Here is a 23,394-nt window from a genome sequence, read left to right as displayed (position 1 = left end):
ACTGCATCGTGACTGGCGGACGGCATCTGGTGATCGTCGAGTCCCCGGCGAAGGCGCGGACCATCGGCCGCTACCTCGGCGAGGACTACGACGTGAAGGCCTCGGTGGGCCACATCCGCGACATCCCGGTGCCCCGCGACCTGCCGGCCGACATGAAGAAGGGCCCGTACGGCAAGTTCGGGGTGGACGTCGAGAACGACTTCGACCCCTACTACATCGTCAGCCCCGACAAGAAGAAGACCGTCGCGGACCTGAAGAAGTCCCTCAAGGACGCCGACACCCTCTACCTCGCCACCGATGAGGACCGTGAGGGCGAGGCGATCGCCTGGCACCTGCTGGAGACCCTCAAGCCCAAGAAGTCCACGCCCGTCAAGCGCATGGTGTTCCACGAGATCACCAAGGACGCGATCCAGGCGGCGCTGCAGAACACCCGCGACATCGACGAGCACCTCGTGGACGCGCAGGAGACCCGCCGCATCCTCGACCGCCTCGTCGGCTTCGAACTCTCCCCCGTGCTGTGGCGCAAGATCAAGCCGTCGCTGTCCGCGGGTCGTGTGCAGTCCGTCGCCACACGCCTCGTCGTCGAGCGGGAGCGCGAGCGGATGGCCTTCGTCGCCTCCGACTACTGGGACATCACCGGCACCTTCGCCGGGACCGGCGGGGACGCCACCCAGTTCACCGCGAAGATCGCGACCGTGGACGGCGACCGCGTCGCCACCGGCAGCGACTTCGCCGACGACGGCACCCTGAAGCCCCGCTCGAAGAACGCGGCCGTGCTCACCGAGGCCTCCGCCGCGGAGCTCGTCACCGCGCTCACGGACGCCCCGGCGACGGTGACGTCGCTGGAGTCCAAGCCGTACACGCGCCGTCCCGCAGCCCCCTTCACCACCTCCTCGCTGCAGCAGGAGGCCAGCCGCAAGCTGCGCCTCGGCGCGCGCCAGGCGATGCGGGTGGCGCAGTCGCTGTACGAGAACGGCTACATCACCTACATGCGCACCGACTCGGTGACCCTGTCCGGCGAGGCGATCCGCGCCTCCCGCGCACAGGCCGCCGAGCTGTACGGCTCCCAGTACGTGCCGGACAAGCCGCGGTACTACCAGAACAAGTCGCAGTCCGCGCAGGAGGCGCACGAGGCGATCCGCCCCGCCGGCGACCACTTCCGCACCCCCGCGGAGGTGGCCGGGCAGCTCTCCGGCGACGAGTTCCGCCTCTACGAGCTGATCTGGAAGCGCACCGTCGCCTCGCAGATGGCCGACGCGAAGGGCACCACCTCCACCGTCGAGCTGCAGCTCTCCCAGAACGACCGCACCGCGACCTTCCGCGCCGCCGGCACCGTGATCACCTTCCGCGGCTTCCTCGCCGCCTACGAGGAGGGCCGCGACGCCGCCCGCTACGGCGACGAGAACGAGTCCGGCAACGACAAGCGTCTGCCGCAGATGGAGGAGGGCCAGACCCTCGCCACCGGCGAGCTCGTGCCCGACGGCCACACCACCACCCCTCCCCCGCGCTACACGGAGGCCTCGCTGGTGCGCGCCCTCGAGGAGCGCGGCATCGGCCGCCCCTCGACCTACGCCTCCACCGTCGCGACCATCCAGGACCGCGGCTACGTGCTGCGCCGCGGCACGGCGCTGGTACCCTCGTGGACCGCGTTCGCGGTGGTGCGCCTGCTCGAGGAGCACTTCGGACCGTTCATCGACTACGACTTCACCGCCCAGATGGAGGCGCAGCTGGACCGCATGGCCCGCGGCGAACTGGGCCGCGCGGACTACCTGCGCGACTTCTACCTCTCGGACGGGACCGACGGGGACGGGGGCCCCATCGGCCTGAAGCCCATGGTCGACGACCTCGGCGAGATCGACGCCCGCGCCATCAACTCCATCGAGATCGGCGACGGGATCACCCTGCGGGTCGGCCGCTACGGTGCCTACGTCGAGGAGCTCGTGCGCGACGCCGACGGCAACGTCGTCGAGGGCGCGGACCCGCGCCGCGCGAACGTCTCCGACGACATCGCGCCCGACGAGCTCACCGTCGAGAAGGCCCGCGAGATGCTCGAGCGCGCCAAGGACGACGGCCGCGTGCTCGGCACCGACCCGGCGACCGGCCACGAGATCATCGCCAAGGACGGCCGCTACGGCCCCTACGTCACCGAGGTCCTGCCCGAGCCCGCCGAGGTCGACGGCAAGAAGGTCCCCAAATCCAAGCAGCCCAAGCCCCGCACCGGCTCGCTGCTGAAGTCGATGGACCTCTCCACCGTCACCCTCGAGGACGCCCTGAAGCTGATCAGCCTCCCGCGCGTGGTGGGCACCGCCGAGGACGGCACCGAGATCACGGCGCAGAACGGCCGCTACGGCCCCTACCTCAAGAAGGGCACCGACTCCCGCTCGCTGGAGTCCGAGGAGCAGATCTTCTCGATCACCCTCGAGGAGGCGCAGAAGATCTACGCCCAGCCCAAGACCCGCGGCCGTGCCGCGGCGAAGCCTCCGCTGAAGGAGCTGGGCACCGACCCGACCTCCGAGAAGCCGATCGTGATCAAGGACGGCCGCTTCGGCCCGTACATCACCGACGGGACCACGAACGTGTCGCTGCGCGCCACGGAGAAGGTCGAGGAGATCACCGAGAAGATCGCGATCGAGAAGCTCGCCGAGAAGCGCGCGAAGGGCCCTGCCAAGAAGCCCGCGACCCGTCGCACCACGACCACGCGGAAGTCGACGACCACGAAGAGGTCGAGCACCGCGAAGAAGTGACGGGACGCGACCCCGCCCCTGCACGGCTCCGCGGCCCCCGGCCCGACGGTCGGAGGCGGCGGGGCTGTCCTGTCACCGGGCCGTCACTTCACCGAACCGGCGGCGAGCCCGCCGATGATCCGGCGCTGGAAGAGCAGCACCACGATGATCAGCGGGATCGTCACGATCACGCCGGCGGCCATCTTCGTGCCGTACGGGGTGTCGTAGCCGGAGATGCCGGTGAACTTCGAGATCGCGACGTTCGCCGTCTGCATCAGCGGGTCGTTCACCATCGTCAGGGCGATGAGGAACTCGTTCCACGCCGCGATGAAGGTGATGATCGCGGTGGTGAAGATGCCCGGCACCGCGAGCGGGAGGATCACGCGGAAGAAGGCGCCCATCCTCGTGGTGCCGTCCACCATCGCGGCCTGCTCGAGCTCCACCGGGAGCTGGCGGAAGTAGGCGTTGAGGTTCCACACCGCCAGCGGCAGGGCGAAGGAGATCGAGGGCAGGATCATCGCCTGGTAGGTGTTGATCCAGTTCCAGGGGAACCAGTCGTAGCCGCCGGTGAACAGCTTCAGCAGCGGCACGACGAGCGTGATCACCGGGAACATCGAGGTCGCCACGATCAGGAACATCACCGCGACCTTGCCGCGGAAATCGAGCCGCGCCAGCGCGTACGCACCGAGCACCCCGAGGGCGACCACCAGCGCCGTGGTGCCGCCGGCGACGATCAGGGAGTTCAGCAGCGAGCGGGTGAAGTGGTTGCCCGGGGCGAACACCGCGATGTAGTTCTCCACGCTGAGCGGGCACGGGATCAGCTGGGTGGAGCGGCCCTCGCTGGGGCGGCGCAGCGAGGAGACCACCATCCAGTAGAAGGGTGCGAGGCAGTACGCGAGGATGAACGCCATCCCGGCGCCCACCACGATCCTCGCGGCGAGCTGCCCCCGGTGCCGCTTCGGGGTGAGCACCTCGCCGGTGCGGGAGACGACGCCCCCGCGCACGGTGCTGTCGTCGGTCGTGGTGCTCATGCCAGGCTCCCCTCGCTCGTGGTCCGCAGTCGTGCCGCGCGACGCGCCCGTCGGCCCGGCCCGCTGCGGCCCTGCTCCCCGATGACGTCGGCGCCGAGGATCTTGATGAACAGGTAGGCGACCAGGCAGATGTAGGCGAACAGCACCATCGAGTACGCCGAGGCCATGCCGTAGTCGGTGCGGGAGGCCGCGTCGGAGGCGAGCATCGACAGGGTCTGACCGCTCGCCAGCCGGCCCAGGAGCACGAACGGCAGGTCGAACATCCGCATCGCGTCCAGCAGGCGGAACAGCACCGCGACCACCAGGACCGGTCGCACCAGCGGCAGGGTGATCCGCCAGAAGGTGTGCCACGGTCCGGCGCCGTCGACCTTCGCCGCCTCGTAGACCTGCTGGTCGATGGTCTGCAGGCCCGCCAGGGTGAGCAGGCCGATGAACGGCGCGGTCTTCCAGATGTCGGCGATGAGCACGGCGGCCTGCGCCTGGATCCCCTCCGTGGTCCACAGGATCTGGGTGCCGATGAGGCGGTTCGCGATGCCGTTGGCGTCGAATATCAGCTGCCACATCAGCGCCGAGACGACCGTCGGGATCGCCCAGGGCACGAGGATCGAGGCGCGGACGATTCCCGTCGCGCGCAGGGCCCGGGCCATGATCAGCGCCATCGCGACGCCCAGGACAGTCTCGACGCTCACCCCGACGACGGTGAACATCGTGGTGTTCCAGAAGGCGTTCCAGAACCCTGCGCCCGCCCCGGCGCCGGTGAAGGCGTCGACGTAGTTCTGCAGGCCCACGAACGTATCGCCCTGCTGGATGATCCCCGTGGTCGGGTCGATCTCCCCGCCGGAGCTGTGCAGGGACTGCCAGGCGGAGAGCACGAGCGGGAAGCCGACCACGAGGGCGAGCAGGATCATGGTGGGCAGGAGGAGCAGGTTCGCCATCGCCCCCTGTCCACCGGTCACCGGGCTGCGCCGTGCGGCGGTGCGTGGCACCGCTGCGTCAGGGGGCGCGGTGCGGGGAGCTGCCATCGCAGGTCAGCCTCCGAGCTCGGTGAGCCGCTCCTGCAGGCCCTCCATCGCCCCCTGCACCTCGGACTCGCCCGAGATCGCTCCGTACACGGCGTCCTGGATGGCCTGGGTGACGTCGCCGTACTTCACCACCTTCGGGCGCACGACGCCGCCCTCGATGGAGGCCTTGAGCTCCTCGATGAAGTCGAAGGCGGCGACGATGTCCGGGTCCTCGTAGACCGCGGCCATCGCGGTGGGCGTGGTGGTGTTGAGCATCCAGTCCTTCTGCTGCTCGAACTCGCTCATGAAGGCGATGAAGTCCACCGCGGTCCCGGCGTTCTTCGCGAAGGCGCTGATGGCGTAGTTCGCACCGCCGAGCGTCGAGGCCCCGGCCTCCTTCACCCCCGGCACGAGGCTCACACCGATCTTCCCGTTGACCTTCGAGGAGCCGTCCTCGGCCTGGGCGAGCTCCCAGACGTAGGGCCAGTTCGTCTCGAACAGGAGCCGCCCGTCCTGGAACGCCTGGCGGGTCTCCTCCTCCTTGTAGGTCAGCGCCTCCTCAGGGATGAAGCCCTGGTCGAAGCCGTCGCGGATGGTCTGGATCGCCTCCACGGCCTCCGCGGAGTCCGCCTGGGGTGCGCCCTCGGCGTCGAAGATGTCGCCGCCGTTGGAGCGGATCACGGCCGAGGCCTGGCAGGTCAGTCCCTCGTACTTCGAGAACTGGGCGCCGTAGCCGAGGATCGAGGAGTCCTGCGCCTGGACGTCCTGGACGATCTGCCACATCTCCTCGAAGGTGGCGGGCGGCTCGGTGTGCCCCGCCTCCTCCAGGAGGTCCTGGCGGTAGAACAGAAGCTGCGCGTTGGTGGTGAAGGGGACGGCGTACAGCCGGTCGAAGTACTTCCCCGTCTCGAGCGCGCCGGGCAGGATTCCCTCGAGGTCGAACCGGTCCTCGGGCAGCTCGACGACCCACTGGTTCGCGGCGAACTCCGCGGTCCACACCACGTCGAGGCTGACGATCGTGTACGCGTCGGACTGCGCCTGAGCATTGTTGATCATCTGCGCGCGCTGCTCGTCGGCCGACTCGGGCAGCTCGATGAGGGTGACGGTCTCGTCGGGGTGGTCGCTGTTCCAGCGGTCCAGGAACTCGGCGAGCTGACCGGTGGTGTCCTTGCCGCGGGCGAGGGAGATCGGCCCGCGCTCCTCGAAGTCGAGCGTCGGGCCCGCGGCGGCGTCGCCGCCGCCGTCGCTGCCCCCTCCGCCGTCGGATCCGCCGCAGGCGGCGAGGGCGAGGGCGGAGGTGCCGAGGGCGCCGGCGCCGAGCACGGCGCGGCGGGAGGTGAGGGAGGCGTCGTGGGTACGGGGCGAACTGGTCATCGTCTGCTCCAAGGCGTGTCGATCCGATGCGGCGCCGATGCCGCTTGGTGTCCTGCCGGTCCTCGGAGAGTAGGTCCGGCCCCCTCCGGGCGACAACGGAAGGGATCGGCCGTGACCTCTTCGAGATGTCCGCGTCCCGCTGCTGCTCGGGCGACCGATCCCGCGGTGCCCCGATTCAGCCCTCCGCGCAACCTCCTCCACAGCGTCCCCTGCACCGAGCGCGGTGTCGGGGACGCTCGGTAGATTGGCCCCCATGAGCGATCCCGACGAGTCACGCGAGGTCGGGGACGGCACCCTGGTGCTCCCCGCCCCGACCGTCCCCGATCCCGCCGATGCCGCGGGCCTGCGCTGGGGGGTGATCTCCCCGGGGCACATCGCCTCGCAGTTCACGGACACCGCGCATCGCGCGACCGCCTCCCGGATCGTCTCGGTCGTCTCCCGCTCGGCCGAGCGGGCCGCCGCCTTCGCCGCCGAGCACGGTGTCGAGCGCTCCTTCGACTCGGTCGAGGCGATGCTCGCCGCGGGCGGCCTCGACGCGGTGTACATCGCCTCCCCGCACGCCCAGCACCATGAGCTCGCCCGCCCCGTGCTCGAGGCGGGCCTGCCGGTCGTGGTCGAGAAGGCGTTCACGCTGAACACCGCCCAGGCCCGCGACCTGCTCGATCTCGCCCGGGAGAAGAGCGTGTTCGCGATGGAGGCGATGTGGGCGCGCTTCCTGCCACAGTACGACGTGCTGCGCCAGGTCGTCGCCACCGGGATGCTCGGCGAGATCGTGGAGGTCGCCGCCGATCACGGCCAGCACTTCGACGCGGGCCCGGAGCACCGCCTGTTCGCCCCGGCCCTCGGCGGGGGCGCACTGCTGGACCTCGGCGTGTACCCGCTGTCCCTCGCGCAGATGGTCCTCGGCGACCTCGACGACCTCGCTGTGCGCGGGGACCTGACCGACCAGGGGGTCGATGCGAGCGTCGGCCTGCTGGCGCGCGGAGCGCGCGGGGGCCTGGCCCGCCTGTCCACCACGCTGCGCGCCCGCACGCCCACCGAGGCGGTGGTGGTCGGCACCCTCGGCACCGCCCGGCTGTCCGGACCGTTCTTCGCGCCGAGCACCCTCACGGTGACGCTCCTGGACGGCCGCTCCGCGCAGTTCGCCCACGACGGCCCGCCCGGGGACGGGATGGCCTACGAGATCGCCGAAGCCGCCCGCCGCATCGCCGCGGGCGAGCTCGAGTCTCCCGTCATGAGCTGGACGGACACCCTGTCCGTCATGGCCACCATGGACGCCGTGCGCGCGCAGCTCGGCGTTCTCTACCCCGGTGAGGAGTCCGCATGAGCTTCCTGGACACCGCGCACGGACTGCACGTGCCCGCCCCCCATCCGCCGCGCCGCGGCGTGTTCATCTCCTTCGAGGGCGGTGACGGCGCCGGAAAGTCCACCCAGATGCGGATGCTGCGCGATCACCTCATCACCGACCGCTCGGTCGCCGAGGACCTGATCCTCACCACCCGGGAGCCGGGCGGCACACCGCTCGGCGAGCAGATCCGCGACCTGCTGCTGCACGGGGAGGACGTGGACCCGCGCGCCGAGGCGCTGCTGTACGCGGCGGACCGCGCCCACCACATCACCACCGTGGTGCGCCCCCATCTCGCCCGCGGCGGTCTGGTGCTCGGAGACCGCTACCTCGACTCCTCGGTCGCCTACCAGGGCGCGGGCCGGGCGCTGGAGCCGTCCGAGATCGCGTCCCTGTCGCTGTGGGCGGTGGACGGCCTGCTCCCCCATCGCACGATCCTGCTGGACGTGCCTATCACGACCCTGGACGACCGCCGCGGCCCCGTCGGCAAGGACCGTCTGGAGAGCGCAGGTCTTGAGTTCCACGAGGCGGTGCGCAACGAGTTCCTGGACCTCGCCCGCGACGACCCCGAGCGCTACGCGGTGATCGACGGGACCCTCCCGCGCGAGGAGGTCCACGCGCAGGTGCTCGCCGCCGTCTCCGAGGTGCTGAACCTGTTCGACCCCACCTTCGAGCCGGCCCCGCCCGTGCGCCACCGGGACGAGCAGTGACGAGCGTCCCTGCCGTCGACGCCCCGGCCTGCGCCCCCGGCACCCCGTCCGGTGCCCCCGCGCCGGGCGTGTGGGCCGACGTGGTGGGCCAGGACGCGGCGGTCGCACAGTTCCGCCGTGCCGCCTCGCCCGAGGGATCCCTCGCCCAGGCATGGCTGATCACCGGCCCGCCCGGCTCCGGCCGCTCCACCGCAGCCCGCGCCTTCGCCGCGACCCTGCAGTGCGAGCAGGGCACGGGCTGCGGGCAGTGCCGCGCCTGCCGCACCACCCTCGCGAACACGCACCCCGACGTCACGGTCGTCGCCACCGACAAGCTCTCGATCGCCAAGGAGGAGGTGCGGGCGCTGGTCATGACCGCGCAGCGCGCCCCCGCCACGGGTCGGCACCGGGTGCTGATCGTCGAGGACGCGGACCGGATGACCGCCGGCACGTTCAACGTGCTGCTGAAGTCGATCGAGGAGCCGCCGCCCTCGACGGTGTGGATGCTGTGCGCGCCGTCGGCCGAGGACCTCGCCGCGACCATCCGCTCCCGCTGCCGCCTGGTGACCCTGACGCTCCCGGGCTCCGACGTGGTCGCCGAGCTGCTGCGCCGCCGCGACGGGGTGGATGAGCAGCTCGCGCTGCGCGCCGCCCGCGCCGCGCAGGGGCACATCGGCCTCGCCCTGCGCTACGCGACGCAGGAGGGAGCGCTCGCGGCCCGCGAGGAGTCCGCGCGCACGCTGCTGTCCCTGCGCCGCACCGGGGACGCCGTCCTCGCCGCGCAGGCGCTCGTGGACCGGGCGACCGCCGAGGCGAAGGAGCACGCCGACCAGGTCGCTCTCGAGGAGAAGGAGCGCTTCCTGCGCTCGGCCGGGATCGAGGACGGCAAGGTCCCGCCCTCGCTGCGCGGCCAGCTGCGCCAGCTCGAGGAGGACGCCAAGCGCCGCCAGACCCGCCTGGTCCGCGACGTGCTGGACCGCTATCTCCTCGATGCGCACTCGGTGCTGCGCGACATGCTCAGCACCCAGCTGGGCACCGGGGCGGAGCTGGTGAACATCGACGTGGCCGACCAGATCGCCCAGGTCGCCGCGCAGGGCAGCGGCCGGATCACCCTCGGCCTGCTGGACGCGGTCCAGGAGGCCCGCACCCGCATCGCCGGGAACGTGCCGCCGCTGCTCGCGATCGAGGCACTGCTGGCGAGGGTCGCGACGGCGCTATGAACGCGCGGCTCGACGGGGCGCGGACGACGGGCGGCGGCCACCCCGCAGGGTGACCGCCGTCCGTCTCAGCTCTGTTCAGGCCTGGTCGGTGGGGGCCTCGTCGGAGGGGGACTCCGCGGCCGGCTCGACCTCGGGGATCTCGAGGATGGGCGCGGCGTCCTCGGCCGGAGCCTCGGCCACGGGCTCCTCCGCAGGGGTCTCGGCGACCGGCGCCTCGGCGACCTGCTCGTCGGCCGACGCCTGCTCCTCGGCGGGCTCGTCGGACTGCTCGGTCGCCTGCTCCTCGGCGGGCTCGTCGGCATGCTCCTCGGCCGACGGCTGCTCCTCGGCAGGGGCCTCGGGGGCCTCGTTCGCCTCGACCTCGACGTCGAGCTCGTCGACGATCACGCCGGTGGCGCGCGGGATCTCCTTCTCGCCGTCCTCCTGGCCGGTCTCGGAGTGGGCGCCGCAGCCGTAGTTCAGGTGGACCACGCGGCCGTCGGCCGGGGACCACTCGTTGGTGCACACGCCGAACTCGCCGCGCAGGGAGCCGGAGAGCTTCATCAGGAAGCCGCAGCTGGTGCAGTTCGCGGCGACGGTGCCCTTGCGGCCGCGGCCGGAGGTCTGGCGGGGACCGAACTCGCCGGACTGCCAGCGCTCGGCGGCCTCGGAACGCCCCTCCGGGGAGAGCACGCGCGCACGGCCCAGGCCCAGCTCCCACTGCGCGACGCGGTCCTCGTCCTCCTCGCCGGTGGACTCGTAGCCCTGCTCGAGGCGCTCGTCCTGCTCGCGGTAGGGAAGCAGGTCGTCGGCGCCGACGTCCTCCGGCTTCAGGCGCTCGGACCACGGCTCCCACTCGGGGGCGAGGATCGCCTCCTCGCCGGGCAGCAGCGCGGACTCGGCGACCGTCGGTGCCTTCGCGCGGGAGGCGCGGGTGAGCACGACGACCCACGACCAGCCGCGGTAACCGGGCATGGTGCACTCGAAGACGTGCGTGACCAGCCGCTCCCCGCTCGCCTCGACACGGAGGTGCTCACCGACCTGACCGGGCTCGGTGACCTCCTCGAGCGCCTCGCGGGCGAGGTCGACGGCCGCGGCGGAGACCGCGTCCAGCTTGGGCTTGGCGGTGCGGCGGCGGGGGGCGGTGGTCGGGGACGTCATCTCAGGCCTCGAAGTTGTCGGCGACGGCTCGCAGCACGGTGGCGATCTTCTGGGAGTGGCCGCGATCGGGGTAGCGCCCCTGGCGCAGCCCGTTCGAGGCGTCGTCGAGGAGCCGGATCAGGTCCTCGACCATGCCGGCCATGTCCTCGGGCTTGGCGCGGCGCGCGCGGGCGACCGACGGCGCGGGCTCGAGCAGCTGCAGCGAGAGCACCTGCGGGCCGCGGCGGCCGTCCACCATGTCGAACTCGACCCGGGCGCCGGGGCGGAGGGTCGTGACCCCCTCGGGGAGGTTGGTGGCGTGCACGTACACGCTCTGCCCGTCCTCGTCGTCGAGGATGAAGCCGAAGCCCTTCTCGGCGTCGTAGAACTTCACCTTGCCTCGTGGCACCTGGATCCCATTCCTTGTCTGCTGGCCCGTCGGTCTGCGGTTCATGCTGCGGTTCATGGTTCCCGGGGCGCGGCAGGGACGGCCATGACGGCGTCCACACACATCCCGCGGGGCTGCCGGAGACCGTCCGGCAACGGTCCATGCTATCGGACCGGGCACGCGCCATGGCGAGCCGATATGCCCGGGGTGACCACGACCACCGCCCCGTCGGCCGGGCCCGACCGGCGCGCCGGCCGCACCGGTCCCGCGCGGGCGCCGGAGCCCCGCGCGGACGCAGAAGCCGGGGGCCGGAACTCAGCGACGCCGCTCGGGCGGGATCTCGCGGATCCCGGCGTCCCGCGGCACGCCCTCGAGTCCGAGCCCGGTGAGCACCTTCTCGAGGATCATCGCGGTGAACCCCCAGACGAACGCATCCTCGGGCAGCTCGAACACGGGCCCCACCTCGAGGCCGCGCAGCCGGCCGTGGCGGCGCAGCGACGGATCGGTGAGCGACCCCTCCCCCGTCAGCGGCGCCCACACCACGCGCTCGACCTCGACCGGGTCCTGCACACCGAGCACCGGCACGACCGGCGACCAGCTGAGCACCGGGGTGACCCGCTGGCCGCGCCAGGGCATGGGGATCGGGGCGAAGGCGCCGAGCACGTGCGCCTCGGACGGGTCGAGCCCCGTCTCCTCCTGCGCCTCGCGGAGGGCCGTGTGGACGTCGTCGCGGTCCCCGGGGTCGCGACGCCCGCCGGGCAGGGAGAACTGGCCGGGCTGGGAGCGCAGACGGTGGCCGCGCTCCTCGAGGACGAGCTGGGCGTCGTCGATCCCGGTGCCGGCGACGTGGATCAGCACGGCGCTGCGGCGCCCGCCGTCGGTCGGCATCGCGGGGGCGCGGCCGTCGGGGTCGCGGCGCACCAGGACATCGCCGCGTCGCGCACGCTCGGCGAGCGGCGCGAGGAAGCGGGCGTCCGCGGGAAGGTGCCCGGCGCGCGGGGCGCGCTCGGCGCGAAACTCGGGGCCGCGACGGGTCATGACGACGCTCCGGAGTCGGGCGGGGCTCCGTCGGCCGACGGGGCTCCCGGGGCAGACGACGCTCCGGCCCCGGGCGCGGCCGGCGCGCTCGGGCAGAGGTCGGCGAGCACGCAGCTATCGCAGTGGGGCGTGCGGGCGGTGCACACGCGCCGGCCGTGCAGGATCAGGCGCAGCCCGAGCATCGTGAGGTCCTCCGCCTCGGCGCCGGTGCCGTCGGCCTCGACCCAGGCGACCACGTCCTCCTCGATGCGGCGCGGGTCGGTCTGCGCGGTCCAGCCGAGCCTGCGGGCGAGGCGGCCGACGTGGGTGTCCACCGCCAGCAGCGAATGCCCGAACCAGGCCCCGCGCACCACGTGCGCGGTCTTGCGCCCCACCCCGGGCAGGGCCTCGAGCGCGGCCTGGTCGTCCGGGACCTCCCCGCCATGGCGCTCGAGCAGCCCGCGGGCGAGGCCGACGATCCGGCGGGCCCTGGTGGGTCCCATGCCGAGCGGCCGGACCACCTCGGTCACCTCCGCCTCGTCGGCACCGGCGAGGGCGGCGGGGCCCGGCCAGCGGGAGAACAGCTCCGGGGTCACCTGGTTCACGCGCACGTCGGTGGTCTGTGCGGAGAGCACGGTCGCGACCAGCAGCTCGAAGGCGTCGCGATGATCGAGCTCGGTGCGCGCCCCGATGTGGAGGTCCTCCAGCCGGGAGGCGACGAGGGCCGCGCCCGCAGGGCCGCGATCCTCCCGCGAGGGGGCGGAGCGGGGCCTCGGGCTCGACATGCGGGCGCTCCTCCTTGCGAGGTGATGGGACTCGTCGGTCCGGGCGCGATAGGGTTTGACCATCATGTGACAGCCGCCACCGCCGAGAGTGGCGTCCGCCACAGGGTTGCACAGCAGGTCCCGACGTTCGGGGCCCCACATCCAGGAGGTTCCGTGGACGAGAACATCGTACGGTCGTCGCCGCTGTTCGCCGCGCTCGACGAGGACGGCAAGCAGGCCGTCCTGGCGTCGATGAGGCAGGAGGACTATCACCGCAGCGCCATCATCTTCCGCGAGGGAGATCCCGGTGATCGGCTCTTCATCATCGGCTCCGGCAAGGTGAAGGTCGGCCACGCCTCGGGCGACGGCCGCGAGAACCTGCTCGCCGTGCTCGGCCCGGGCGAGACCCTCGGCGAGCTGTCCCTGTTCGACCCGGCGCCGCGCAACGCGACCGCGACGGTGGTGGCCGAGTCGACCCTGTACTCGCTCTCCCAGCAGGACCTGTACCGGGTCCTCGCCCAGCGCCCCGAGGTGGGCCGTCACCTGCTCGCCTCGCTCGCGCGCCGTCTGCGCAAGACCAACGAGTCCCTCGCGGACCTGGTCTTCGCCGACGTGCCCGGCCGCGTCGCCAAGAACGTGCTCGACCTCGCCCAGCGCTTCGGCCGTCAGACGGACGACGGCGTGATGGTCGCCCACGGCCTCACCCAGGAGGAGCTGGCCCAGCTGGTCGGCGCCTCCCGCGAGACCGTGAACAAGGCCCTGGCCGACTTCGCCTCGCGCGGCTGGATCCGGCTGGAGGCCCGCGCAGTCCTCATCCTGGACGTCGAGCGCCTGCGCCGCCGCGCCCGCTGACCCCGCCCGGCCCCGTCGGCCGGCACGAAGAAGCCCCTGTGCTCCTCGGAGCACAGGGGCTTCCGGCTGTCCGGTCCGACCGTCCGGGAGGTCGGGCGCGCCCGCAGGCGCGCTCAGCGGTCGCGCGAGAGGTGGTCGAGGGTGGCGCGCAGGTTCCAGCGCGCCGCCTTCTCCAGCGGTGCGGGCAGGTCCTCGCCGTAGACCACGCGCAGCAACCGGTCCAGGGTGAGGATCCCGGCGGTGCGGGCGCGGCGCACCTGCTCGATCCGCTCCTCGCGGTGCGCGATGGTCTCCTCGATCGCGGTGAGCGCCTCGAGCGGGGACTCGTAGGCGGGGCCGTGACCAGGGTGGATCGCGCCGATGCGGCCGTCCTTCGCCAGCGCTCGCAGGATCGCGAGGGACTGGAGGTAGTCGGTGAGCGAGCCGCCGTCCTCCGGGACGATGACGGAGGAGGAGCCGCCGAGGAGCGTGTCGCCGCTGAGCAGTCGGCCGCCGTCCACGAGCACGCCGACGGAGTCGGCGGTGTGCCCGGGCAGGTGGATCACGTGCCCCACGACCCCGTGCGCGCCCATCAGCGCGGCTGGCAGCGACCTGGAGCCGGGGACGGCGTCCTGGTCCGCGGCCCACAGCGGCACCTCGCGCCCGGAGCGGGCGGCGAGCTGACGGGCGAGGGTGGCGGCGCCCGCCGAGTGGTCGAGGTGGCGGTGAGTGACCAGCACGCCCTGCGGCCTCACGCCGTCACCGCAGATGAGCAGCAGCTCGGCGAGGTGCTCGGGGTCCTTCGGGCCGGGGTCCACGACCCACACCTGGTCCCCGTCGCGCAGCACGTGGCTGTTGGTGCCGGTGAGGGTCATCGGGCCGGGATTGTCCGCCCGCACCGTGATCAGCTCGACGGCGGGAGCGTCCGGATCGCGGTCCGGCCCCTGCTCCTCCATGTCCGCGCCGCTCAGGCGGTGGGGGCGAGCGGCGAGGCCAGCTCGACCATCAGCTCGAGCTCGACCGGGGCGTCCAGCGGCAGCACCGCGACACCCACGGCGGAACGGGCGTGCGCGCCGGCCTCGCCGAAGACCTCGCCGAGCAACTCGCTGGCGCCGTTGATCACGCCGGGCTGGCCGGTGAAGGACGGGTCCGAGGCGACGAAGCCGGTGAGCTTCACGACGCGCTGGATCTGGTCCAGATCGCCGATCAGCGCCTCGATGGCGGCCAGGGCGTTCAGGCAGCAGGTCGCCGCGAGCTCCGCGGCGCGCTCGGGGGCGACCTCCGCGCCGACCTTGCCGGTGGCAGGCAGGGCGCCGTCCACGAAGGGCAGCTGGCCGGAGGTGTGCACGTGCGCGCCGGACCGCACGGCGGGGACGTAGGCGGCCACGGGCGCCGCCACGGCGGGAAGCTCGAGGCCGAGCTCGGCGAGGCGGGAGCGGACGCGGGCGCTGCCGCTGTCAGACGCGCTGCCGCCGCCGTCGGTAGTCGCAGGGGTCGTCATCGGCTCAGCCCTCGCCCTTGGGGCGCTTGAGGTAGGCGACCAGGTTCTCCGGGTTCGGACCCGGCACGACCTGGACGAGCTCCCAGCCCTCGTCGCCGTAGTTGTCCAGGATCTGCTTGGTCGCGTGGATCAGCAGCGGAACGGTCAGGTACTCCCAGCGGGTGAGTGTGCTCATGCCACGAGCCTACCCGGAGAGGCTCAGCCGCCGACGACCGCCTGCTCGGCGCGCCGCAGCACGGCACCCCAGTCGCTCACCTGGGGATGGCGGCGCAGCAGCCGACGGCGCTCGCGCTCGGTCATCCCTCCCCACACGCCGAAGTCCACGCGATTGTTCAGCGCATCGACGAGGCATTCGGTGCGGACCGGGCAGGCGCCGCAGGCGGACTTCACCGCATGCTGCTCGGCACCCTGCACGAAGAACCCGTCGGGGTCCATGGTCACGCAGGCACCGCGCGTCGCCCAGCTGCTGTCATCGGCGATGGAAGATCCCCCGATGCTCATCCTCGTCCCCTTCCCGTCTCGCGGATCTGCTCTGATCCGTTCGTCCCCTTACTGTATGGAGACGGTCGCCACATGGCAAAACGCACCGGAAATCCGCGCATCTCGGGCCGGAGGTGGTATCACGCGGGGGTTTCGGGCGGGTGCGCCGGCAGATCACAGCCGGGCATCGGTTCCGTGAAGATCCCGCGCCCGCGGCCTGCCTCATCGCCTCCGCGGCGAGGGCCGCCGTACTGTAGTTCCATGGCCCGCTCCTCGTCGTCGTCCGGCTCCGGTCGCTCCCTCCCCGTCGCCCTCGCGCAGACCGTCTACCTGCTGCTGGGGCTGCTCGCCGTCTCCGCGCTCGCAGGCGTGCTGCTGGCGGCCTTCTTCCTCCCGGCCGTCTCGGCGAGCTCCGCGGTCGCCAAGGACGGGGTGGACCTGTTCGAGTCCTACCCCACCGAGCTCGAGGTCGAGCCCCTGAACGAGGCGAGCCGCATCGAGGCGGCCGACGGCTCGTTGCTGGCGACCTTCTACACCGAGAACCGCATCATGGTGCCGATCGAGGAGATCTCGCCCCATATGCAGCACGCCGTGGTCGCGGTCGAGGACCGGCGATTCTACGAGCACGGCGGCGTGGACCCGCGCGGCCTGGTCCGCGCCTTCGCCTCGAACGCCGCCGGCGGTGCCACCCAGGGCGGCTCGACCCTCACCCAGCAGTACGTGAAGAACGCGCTGCTGATGGATGCGGTCCAGCGCGGCGACCAGGAGGACCAGCTCGCCGCGACCGAGCAGACCTACGGCCGCAAGCTGCGCGAGGCGAAGCTCGCCATCTCCCTGGAGAAGCAGTGGTCCAAGGAGGAGATCCTCAACGCCTACCTGAACGTGGCCCAGTTCGGTCCGTCCCAGTACGGGGTCGAGACCGGTGCCCGGCACTACTTCTCCAAGAGCGCCAAGGACCTCAACCCCGGTGAGGCCGCGCTGCTGGCCGGCATCACCAACGGCCCCAACCAGTACGACCCCGTCGCCCACCCCGAAGCGGGCCAGAAGCGCCGCAACGACGTGCTCGGCGACATGCGCCGCGACGGCTACATCACCGAGGAGGAGTACACGCAGTACACCGAGCAGCCCGTCGAGGAGATGCTCAAGATCCAGAACGTCACCGCGGGCTGCGCCGACGCCGGCACCAGCGGCTTCTTCTGCGACTACGTGACCCGCTCACTGCTGAACGACCCGACCTTCGCCCCCACCTACGAGGAGCGGCGCAAGCTGCTGTACGGCGGCGGCCTGACGATCCGCACCACCCTGAACCCCGAGACCCAGGCCGCGGCCGTGGACATCCTCCAGCGCCGCGTCCCCGGCGACTCCGAGCACGGCTTCGGCCACTCGATCGTCACCGTCGAGCCCGGCACCGGCAACATCCTCACGATGGCCGAGAACCGCTCCTTCAACCCGCACGAGCAGGTCCAGCCCGGCGAGACCGCGATCAACTACAACGTGCCCCAGGCCCTCGGCGGCGGCAGCGGCTTCCCCGTCGGCTCGACCTTCAAGCCCTTCGTGCTCCAGGAGTGGCTCGAGAGCGGCCGCAGCATCGACGACCGCGTCAGCACGGTCCGCGAGGAGATGCCCAGCTTCCCCGCCGAGTGCCTCTCCCGCGGCGCCTGGCGCGAGAACCCCGGCTACGACCCGGACAACGCGGTCTCCGTCCCGATCGCCCCGATGGAGACCGTCCTGAACTCGACGAAGTTCTCCATCAACACCTCGTACGCGAACATGGCCCGCCAGCTGGACCTGTGCGAGATCGCGGAGAGCGCCCGGAACATCGGCGTGGTCCCGGCGACCTACAACCCGTACGACCCGACCACGTGGGACATGCCCATCGAGGACCTGTACGGCACCGAGCTGGCCCCCTCCGTGGTGGTCCTCGGCGAGCTGCGCATCTCCGCCCTGGACATGGCCGCCGCCTACGCGACCTACGCCGCGAGCGGCACCTACTGCAAGCCGCAGGCGATCACCGAGGTCGTCGACCGCAACGGCGACCCGATGGAGATCTCCGGCGCCGAGTGCCACCAGGCCGTGGAGAAGGACATCGCCGACACGATGACCTGGGTCCTCCAGCAGGACCTCGAGGACCCGCGCGCCACCGGCAAGGGCCGCACCATCCCCGGCCACCCGGCCGGCGGCAAGACCGGCACCTCCGGCTCGCAGTTCCACACCTGGTACGTCGGCTTCACCCGCCAGATGTCCACCGCCGTGTGGTTCGGCCACCCGCAGTCCAACATCCGCCCTGGCGGGTTCTCCGTGGACGGCCAGATGCTCGAGCGCGGCAGCGTGTGGGGCAACACCGTCTCCCTGCCCACCTGGCAGGAGTACATGACGCGCGTCCACGAGGGCCTGCCCTCGGAGGCCTTCCCGTCGGCCCCCGCCTCGACCGCGACGGCCGACGCCGACGCGGTCCAGCCGGGCGTGGTGCCCGACGTGTCCGGCATGGTGCTCAGCGAGGCCGAGTCCACGCTGCAGGCCGCCGGATACTCCACCGAGGTGCGCCGGGAGCCGAGCGGCGACGTCGGACAGTGGTACGTCATCGGCACCGAGCCCGCGCCGGGCACGCGCCTGCCGGAGGGCGAGACCGTCGTGATCCGCCAGTCCGAGGGCGAGGGCTGATGCGCCCGGCCGTCCTCGCCGCCGGCGCCCTCGGGACCCTCGGCCTCGGCACCGCCGCAGCCGCGCACGTCTGGGCGCGGCACGTGGAGATCCACCAGTACACGCTGCGCGAGGCGGAGCTGCGGATCCTCCCCCCGGGAACCCGCACCATCCGGATCCTGCACATCAGCGACATCCACCTCCTGCCGGACCAGGACCGCAAGCTCAAGTTCCTCGAGCACCTCGAGAGCCTGCGCCCGCACCTGGTGATCGACACCGGCGACAACATCGCCTCCGCCGCCGCGGTGCCGGTCCTCGCCCGGGCCCTGGAGCCGCTGCTGCGCCGCCCGGGCGCCTTCGTGATGGGCTCGAACGACATGTTCACCCCCGTCGCGAAGAACCCCACCCGCTACCTGCTGCCGGACGCCCGACCCAAGGGGCTCACCGAGCGCACCGATCCGGACCTGCCCACGGAGGAGCTCGCCGCGGCGCTCTCCGCGCACGGCTGGAAGGACCTCACCAACACCCGCGCCAGCATCGAGCTGGGCGGTCTCGAGGTGCGGCTGGCCGGGGTGGACGATCCCCACCTCGAGCGCGACGAGATGCCGGCGCCCCTCCCGCCCGGCACCCCCGCTCCCGCGCACGGGCACGTGCTGCGCCTCGGCGTCGCCCACGCCCCGTACCAGCGGGTCCTGGACGCCTTCGCGGCCGACGGCTCCGACCTGATCCTCGCCGGCCACACGCACGGCGGCCAGCTGCGCCTGCCCGGCATCGGGGCCCTCGTGACGAACTGCGACCTGCCGCGCAGCCAGGCCCGCGGGCTCTCGACCTGGCAGGGCGTGCCGCTGAACGTCAGCGCCGGGATGGGGGCGAGCCCTCACTCGAACTACCGCCTGCTCACCCCGCCCGAGGCGACCTTGCTCACGTTGCGCTCGCCGAGGCCCTCGACGGGGGCCTGAGCGGCCCAGGGCCTGCTAGAGTTGCTCCTCGGTGACCCGCTCCGGCGAGGTCCACCGGGGTGTGGCGCAGCTTGGTAGCGCGTGCCGTTCGGGACGGCAAGGTCGCAGGTTCAAATCCTGTCACCCCGACCACCGCGAGGAGCGGCGGGATCTTCAGGGATCCCGCCGCTCCTCGCTTTCTACGCCCTCCGTGCACGCCGCCCTCTGCGCCCTCCACCCTCTGCGGCGGCCCTTCCGCGCGCCACACGCTCCCGTTGTCGACATGATTCGGAAACCTGCCGTTTACTCCCCGGTACTACCCACCGATACGGCAATTCGGACAAAGGGTGCAACCCACGCCATGGATGATTCGGACATTTCCACCACTCCCGGAGACACCCCGTCTCACCTGCACAGACTCCACCCCCCTCCCGCCGGACCCCACCGAGGAAACGCCGGAACCTCGAATCACAGGGGTGTAGTTACTACCCGGGAATTCTGCATTCCAGCGCAACACGCGGAAAATGGGTCTTGGATGGCAAAAACTTGGCAAACTCCCGCTTTTCTCGGCGTAAACCTCCTTGTCGACTTCATGAGTCCTGCACATAAAGTGACCAGCGGCGTCGCCCTTCTCAAGCGGCGCCCACCGAGCCGTCGCCCTCCCGTCACCGGACCGGTCGCTTCCTCCTCTTCCCTCGTGTGACGGGCGCAGCCCCCCTCGTCCCCGCGGCTCCTCGCCACGTGGCCGTCCTGCGCGGCGACAGAGAAGGAGACCCCGCCGATGTTCCGCACCGCAGCGCACGCCACGCACCGGGCTCCCGGCCGTGCCGTGATCGACTACCGAGGGCTCGCCGCCCCCGTGGGCAAGGGCGTGGGAGGTGTCGCCGTCATCGGCGCCGTCTCCGCGACCGCCGCCCTCGCCGGCACGGCGTCCGCCTCGGCCCAGGCCCCCGCGGCCCCGACCTCCTCGGCCGTGCGCGGAGTCGTGCCCGCCCCCGCCGCGCCGACCGTCCTGCCCGCCACCACCCAGTACACCTCCGTGAAGCTCCGCCCCGGGGCCCGCGGCAGCGCGGTGACCTACCTCCAGCAGCAGCTGAACGCCTCGGGTGCCGACCTCTCCGCCGACGGCGTCTTCGGCGCCGCGACCCTGAAGGCCGTCCGCACCCAGCAGGCCTCCGCGGGACTCGCCGTGGACGGCGTCGTCGGCCCCAAGACCTGGGCCACCCTCACCGGCACCTCCGCCGCCGCCTCGGTGGCGACCGCCTCCACGAGCGACCAGCCGAAGCTCCGCCAGGGTGCGCGCGGAGATTCCGTGCGCACCCTCCAGAACCTGCTGAACGCCTCCGGCGCCTCGCTGACGGTCGACGGCGTGTTCGGCGCCGGCACCGCGAGCGCGGTCCGCGCCCTGCAGTCCGCGGCCGGCATCGGCGTGGACGGCGTGGTCGGCCCGAAGACCTGGAACGCCCTGGGCGGCTCCGTGCGCATCCCCGCCGACGGCACCAGCGGCGCCTCCACCGCTCCTGCCGGGGGCTCCAGCGCCTCCACCGGCACGTCCGTGGACGGTGCCGCGGTGATCTCCGCGGCCCGCGCCCAGATCGGCGTGCGCTACACGTGGGGCGGCTCGACCCCGTCCACCGGCTTCGACTGCTCGGGGCTCGTGTACCACGCGTACAACCAGGCCGGGATCAACCTGCCGCGCAAGACGGCCAAGGGCTACACCTTCGGCGGCCGGATCATCTCCCAGTCCGAGGCACAGCCCGGCGACCTCGTCGCCTTCACCGGCAACGACTACGGCCACATGGGCATCTACGTCGGGAACGGCCGCATCATCGACGCCTCCGGCTCTCGCCAGCAGGTCGTCGAGCGCTCCATCTGGAACGCACCGCACGTCTTCGTGACCTACCGCTGAGTCCCGCGGACGTGCGCTGAGTCCCCGTCGGACGCCGGACCGACCACCAGGTCGACCCCGGCCCCGCAGATCCCACGGATCCGGACCCAGCGGCGCATGCCCTGCTCGACGCGCACGCGTCACCGGGAAGGAGCAGGACAGCGCCCCGGAGCCCGGTCGGCCTCGCCGACCGGGCTCCGTCCTGTCCGCACCGCGCGCGACATGCCCGCGACGCCGGCACCGCGCCCGCGCTCGACGGTGCCCGTGATCGGCGAAGGTGCCGCGTACAGCCCCGAAGGCGCCCTGCCCCATGGCAGACTGGCACGGTCACGATCGCCCTCGACCACCAGGAGATCCGGATGCCCGACCCCATCGCTCTCGTCCCGCTGCCCCGCTCCGTCGTCTGGTCGGAAGGCACCTGGGAGACGACCGACCCGTGGGAGGGGCTCTCCGTCGGCCTCAACAGCGATCTGCCGCTGACCGAGTACTCGCTGTCCATCTCCCCGCAGGGCGCGGCGCTGACCGCCGGCAGCGAGGCCGCGCTGGCCGACGGCCGCAACACCTTCGCCCAGATCGTCACCGGCGCGAACGGGTCCATCCCCTGCGTCACCATCGCCGACAGCCCGAAGTACGCCTGGCGCGGCCTGCACCTGGACGTGGCCCGCCACTTCCTGCCGGTCGAGGAGATCGAGACCTTCCTCGACGCGATGGCGCTGCACCGCCTGAACGTGCTGCACCTGCACCTCACCGACGACCAGGGCTGGCGCGTGGAGATCAAGGGCTACCCGCGCCTGACCGAGGTGGGCGCCTGGCGCGACCAGACCCTCGTGGGGCGCATGGACGCCGACGAGGACAGCTGGACCTTCGACGGCGTGCGCCACGGCGGCTCCTACTCGCAGGAGGAGCTGAAGGGCCTCGTCGAGTACGCGCGCAAGCGCGGCATCATGATCGTGCCCGAGATCGACCTGCCCGGGCACATGCAGGCCGCCGTCGCCGCCTACCCGGAGCTCGGCAACTTCCCCGAGCAGAAGGTGGGAGTGCGCGAGGTCTGGGGGATCTCCGACCACGTCCTCGGCGTCTCGGACCAGGTCTTCGACTTCCTGCGCGACGTCCTCACCCAGGTGGCGGCGATCTTCCCCGCCCCCTACATCCACATCGGCGGCGACGAGTGCCCGACCGGCGAGTGGGAGCGCTCGACCGCGGCGCGGGCCCGCCTGAACGAGTGGGGCCTCACCCGGATCTCCGAGATCCAGGGGCGCTTCACGACCTACGCCTCCGAGGTCCTGCGCGAGCACGGCAAGCGCGTCATCGCCTGGGACGAAGTCCTCGAGACCCACCTGCCCGACGACACGATCATCATGAACTGGCGCGACCCGGCCGGCGTCACCACCGCCACCGACCGCGGCTTCCAGACCATCGTGGCGACCTCGGACCTGCTGTACTTGGACCACTACCAGGCAGCCCCCGCGGACGAGCCGCTCGCCATCGGCGGCCGCACCACCCTCGAGGACGTGTACACCGGCCGACTGCTGCCCAAGAAGCTGGGCGGCGACCAGGAGCGGCTGATCCTGGGACTGCAGGCCCAGCTGTGGTCCGAGTACCTGCCCGACGCCTCCGCGTTCCAGTACATGGCCTTCCCGCGTCTGTGCGCTCTCGCCGAGCGCGCCTGGGGCTCGCCCGCGCAGAGCTACGCCGAGTTCGAGGAGCGCCTGCGCGCCCACCTGCCGCGACTGGACGCCTTCGGCATCCGCTACCGGCCGCTGGACGACTGAGCTCGCCCGGCCACCGCCACCGCTGCGACCACCGAGACGGACGACCACATGTCCTCCTCCCCCCGGGAGCCCTCCTCCCACCGCGATGCCCACCCCTACGGGCGCTCGGCCGACGACGTGCGCCGTCGCGACCAGCGGCTGCGCCGCACCCGTCGCCTGCGCGCGACGCAGCTGGCCATCTTCTCCCTGCTCACCGTCGCCCTGATCGCGATCGGCGTGTTCGCGGTCGGGGAGCTGCGCCGGCCCGCCGCCGAGCCGGGGGTGATCGCCCCGAAGTCCTTCGGTCCCGAGGAGACGGTGCTGACCTGTCCGGAGCCGGGTGCACTGCCCGCGGCGCCGGGCGATGTGCCGGTCACCGTGCTCAACGGCACCACCCGCAGCGGTCTCGCCGGCCGGGTGGGTGAGGACCTCGCCGCCCGCGGCTACGACCTGCAGGGCACCGGCAACACGGGCGCGGCGAGCGGCCCGGCCACGATCGTCCACGGCCCCGACGGCTATCTCGCCGCGCAGTCCCTGCGCGCCCAGGTCCAGGGCGCACAGCTGCGGCTGGACGGGAACCGGGAGGGCAGGGCGGTGGACCTGCTGCTGGGCGACGGGTTCACGGGACTGGACGAGGAGGGCACCGCGTCGGCCGCTCTCCAGCAGCCGGTGGAGACCCCCGAGGGCTGCTGAC

Annotated in this window: 21 protein-coding genes and 1 tRNA gene; 11 read left to right on the top strand and 11 right to left on the bottom strand. The window is 72.2% G+C overall.

Annotated elements, in window-relative coordinates:
* Nucleotides 1–8 precede the first annotated feature (8 nt).
* A complete protein-coding gene (gene topA / locus HNR70_RS01125) occupies nt 9–2,744 on the top strand; it encodes a type I DNA topoisomerase (protein WP_184324032.1) in 2,736 nt (911 codons plus the stop codon).
* An 83-nt stretch (nt 2,745–2,827) separates the two neighbouring features.
* On the opposite strand, the gene HNR70_RS01120 is transcribed toward topA, so the two are convergent.
* From HNR70_RS01120 to HNR70_RS01110, 3 genes are all read right to left on the bottom strand, one after another.
* Nucleotides 2,828–3,754: a carbohydrate ABC transporter permease gene (locus HNR70_RS01120; protein WP_184324031.1), complete on the bottom strand. Its 927-nt coding sequence runs from the start codon at nt 3,752–3,754 to the stop codon at nt 2,828–2,830.
* Nucleotides 3,751–4,689: a carbohydrate ABC transporter permease gene (locus HNR70_RS01115; protein WP_184324030.1), complete on the bottom strand. Its 939-nt coding sequence runs from the start codon at nt 4,687–4,689 to the stop codon at nt 3,751–3,753. Before HNR70_RS01115 ends, HNR70_RS01120 begins: the two co-directional genes overlap by 4 nt.
* Before the next feature lie 93 nt (nt 4,690–4,782).
* Nucleotides 4,783–6,129, bottom strand: a complete 1,347-nt coding sequence (locus HNR70_RS01110) for an ABC transporter substrate-binding protein (protein WP_184324029.1) — start codon at nt 6,127–6,129, stop codon at nt 4,783–4,785.
* Between the two features lie 253 nt (nt 6,130–6,382).
* Here HNR70_RS01110 and HNR70_RS01105 point away from each other — a divergent pair, with 253 nt between their 5' ends.
* From HNR70_RS01105 to HNR70_RS01095, 3 genes are read left to right on the top strand one after another with little or no spacing between them, the layout of a single operon-like run.
* On the top strand, nt 6,383–7,456 hold the full coding sequence (locus HNR70_RS01105; RefSeq protein ID WP_184324028.1) for a Gfo/Idh/MocA family protein: 1,074 nt from the start codon (nt 6,383–6,385) through the stop codon (nt 7,454–7,456).
* Complete coding sequence (gene tmk, locus HNR70_RS01100) at nt 7,453–8,184, top strand: dTMP kinase (RefSeq protein WP_184324027.1); 732 nt, start codon at nt 7,453–7,455, stop codon at nt 8,182–8,184. Before HNR70_RS01105 ends, tmk begins: the two co-directional genes overlap by 4 nt.
* Complete coding sequence (locus HNR70_RS01095; protein ID WP_184324026.1) at nt 8,181–9,383, top strand: DNA polymerase III subunit delta'; 1,203 nt, start codon at nt 8,181–8,183, stop codon at nt 9,381–9,383. The genes tmk and HNR70_RS01095 overlap by 4 nt, the downstream gene beginning before the upstream one ends.
* Before the next feature lie 75 nt (nt 9,384–9,458).
* Here HNR70_RS01095 and HNR70_RS01090 read toward each other — a convergent pair whose 3' ends face one another.
* The 4 genes from HNR70_RS01090 to HNR70_RS01075 all read right to left on the bottom strand — a co-directional run bounded on the left by HNR70_RS01090 (nt 9,459) and on the right by HNR70_RS01075 (nt 12,692).
* Complete coding sequence (locus HNR70_RS01090) at nt 9,459–10,523, bottom strand: DUF3027 domain-containing protein (protein WP_184324025.1); 1,065 nt, start codon at nt 10,521–10,523, stop codon at nt 9,459–9,461.
* 1 nt (nt 10,524) lies between these two features.
* Nucleotides 10,525–10,911 (bottom strand): cold-shock protein, encoded by a 387-nt coding sequence (locus tag HNR70_RS01085; protein ID WP_184324024.1) that lies wholly within the window; start codon nt 10,909–10,911, stop codon nt 10,525–10,527.
* Between the two features lie 294 nt (nt 10,912–11,205).
* Nucleotides 11,206–11,928: an NUDIX hydrolase gene (locus HNR70_RS01080; RefSeq protein WP_184324023.1), complete on the bottom strand. Its 723-nt coding sequence runs from the start codon at nt 11,926–11,928 to the stop codon at nt 11,206–11,208.
* Nucleotides 11,925–12,692 (bottom strand): endonuclease III domain-containing protein, encoded by a 768-nt coding sequence (locus HNR70_RS01075; RefSeq protein ID WP_184324022.1) that lies wholly within the window; start codon nt 12,690–12,692, stop codon nt 11,925–11,927. Before HNR70_RS01075 ends, HNR70_RS01080 begins: the two co-directional genes overlap by 4 nt.
* A 153-nt stretch (nt 12,693–12,845) precedes the next feature.
* Between HNR70_RS01075 and HNR70_RS01070 the strand changes: the two genes are divergently transcribed.
* Entirely contained in the window at nt 12,846–13,523 is a 678-nt protein-coding gene (locus HNR70_RS01070; protein ID WP_312857534.1) for a Crp/Fnr family transcriptional regulator, read from the top strand.
* Between the two features lie 113 nt (nt 13,524–13,636).
* Here HNR70_RS01070 and HNR70_RS01065 read toward each other — a convergent pair whose 3' ends face one another.
* Genes HNR70_RS01065 through HNR70_RS01050 form a run of 4 tightly spaced genes read right to left on the bottom strand, consistent with a single transcriptional unit; the run spans nt 13,637 to nt 15,504 of the window.
* Complete coding sequence (locus tag HNR70_RS01065; protein ID WP_184324021.1) at nt 13,637–14,458, bottom strand: MBL fold metallo-hydrolase; 822 nt, start codon at nt 14,456–14,458, stop codon at nt 13,637–13,639.
* 11 nt (nt 14,459–14,469) lie between these two features.
* Entirely contained in the window at nt 14,470–15,003 is a 534-nt protein-coding gene (locus HNR70_RS01060; protein ID WP_184324020.1) for a RidA family protein, read from the bottom strand.
* A gap of 4 nt (nt 15,004–15,007) precedes the next feature.
* On the bottom strand, nt 15,008–15,178 hold the full coding sequence (gene sp36 / locus HNR70_RS01055; RefSeq protein WP_184324019.1) for a Sp36 family protein: 171 nt from the start codon (nt 15,176–15,178) through the stop codon (nt 15,008–15,010).
* A gap of 23 nt (nt 15,179–15,201) precedes the next feature.
* Complete coding sequence (locus tag HNR70_RS01050; RefSeq protein WP_184324018.1) at nt 15,202–15,504, bottom strand: WhiB family transcriptional regulator; 303 nt, start codon at nt 15,502–15,504, stop codon at nt 15,202–15,204.
* A gap of 240 nt (nt 15,505–15,744) precedes the next feature.
* Between HNR70_RS01050 and HNR70_RS01045 the strand changes: the two genes are divergently transcribed.
* From HNR70_RS01045 to HNR70_RS01020, 6 genes are all read left to right on the top strand, one after another.
* Nucleotides 15,745–18,144: a transglycosylase domain-containing protein gene (locus tag HNR70_RS01045; RefSeq protein WP_184324017.1), complete on the top strand. Its 2,400-nt coding sequence runs from the start codon at nt 15,745–15,747 to the stop codon at nt 18,142–18,144.
* Complete coding sequence (locus HNR70_RS01040) at nt 18,144–19,082, top strand: metallophosphoesterase (RefSeq protein ID WP_184324016.1); 939 nt, start codon at nt 18,144–18,146, stop codon at nt 19,080–19,082. Before HNR70_RS01045 ends, HNR70_RS01040 begins: the two co-directional genes overlap by 1 nt.
* A 55-nt stretch (nt 19,083–19,137) precedes the next feature.
* Nucleotides 19,138–19,214: transfer RNA gene (locus HNR70_RS01035), tRNA-Pro, on the top strand.
* 628 nt (nt 19,215–19,842) lie between these two features.
* Nucleotides 19,843–20,970 (top strand): C40 family peptidase, encoded by a 1,128-nt coding sequence (locus tag HNR70_RS01030; RefSeq protein WP_184324015.1) that lies wholly within the window; start codon nt 19,843–19,845, stop codon nt 20,968–20,970.
* Between the two features lie 338 nt (nt 20,971–21,308).
* Nucleotides 21,309–22,721: a beta-N-acetylhexosaminidase gene (locus HNR70_RS01025; RefSeq protein WP_184324014.1), complete on the top strand. Its 1,413-nt coding sequence runs from the start codon at nt 21,309–21,311 to the stop codon at nt 22,719–22,721.
* Nucleotides 22,722–22,769: 48 nt separating this feature from the next.
* Nucleotides 22,770–23,393 (top strand): LytR C-terminal domain-containing protein, encoded by a 624-nt coding sequence (locus tag HNR70_RS01020; RefSeq protein WP_184324013.1) that lies wholly within the window; start codon nt 22,770–22,772, stop codon nt 23,391–23,393.
* The last annotated feature ends 1 nt before the right edge of the window (nt 23,394 follow it).

Origin of the sequence: Brachybacterium aquaticum (assembly GCF_014204755.1) — a bacterium.
Taxonomy (GTDB): domain Bacteria; phylum Actinomycetota; class Actinomycetes; order Actinomycetales; family Dermabacteraceae; genus Brachybacterium; species Brachybacterium aquaticum.
Note: the sequence above shows the minus strand (reverse complement) of the source record. Positions and strands in the feature narration are given on the sequence as shown.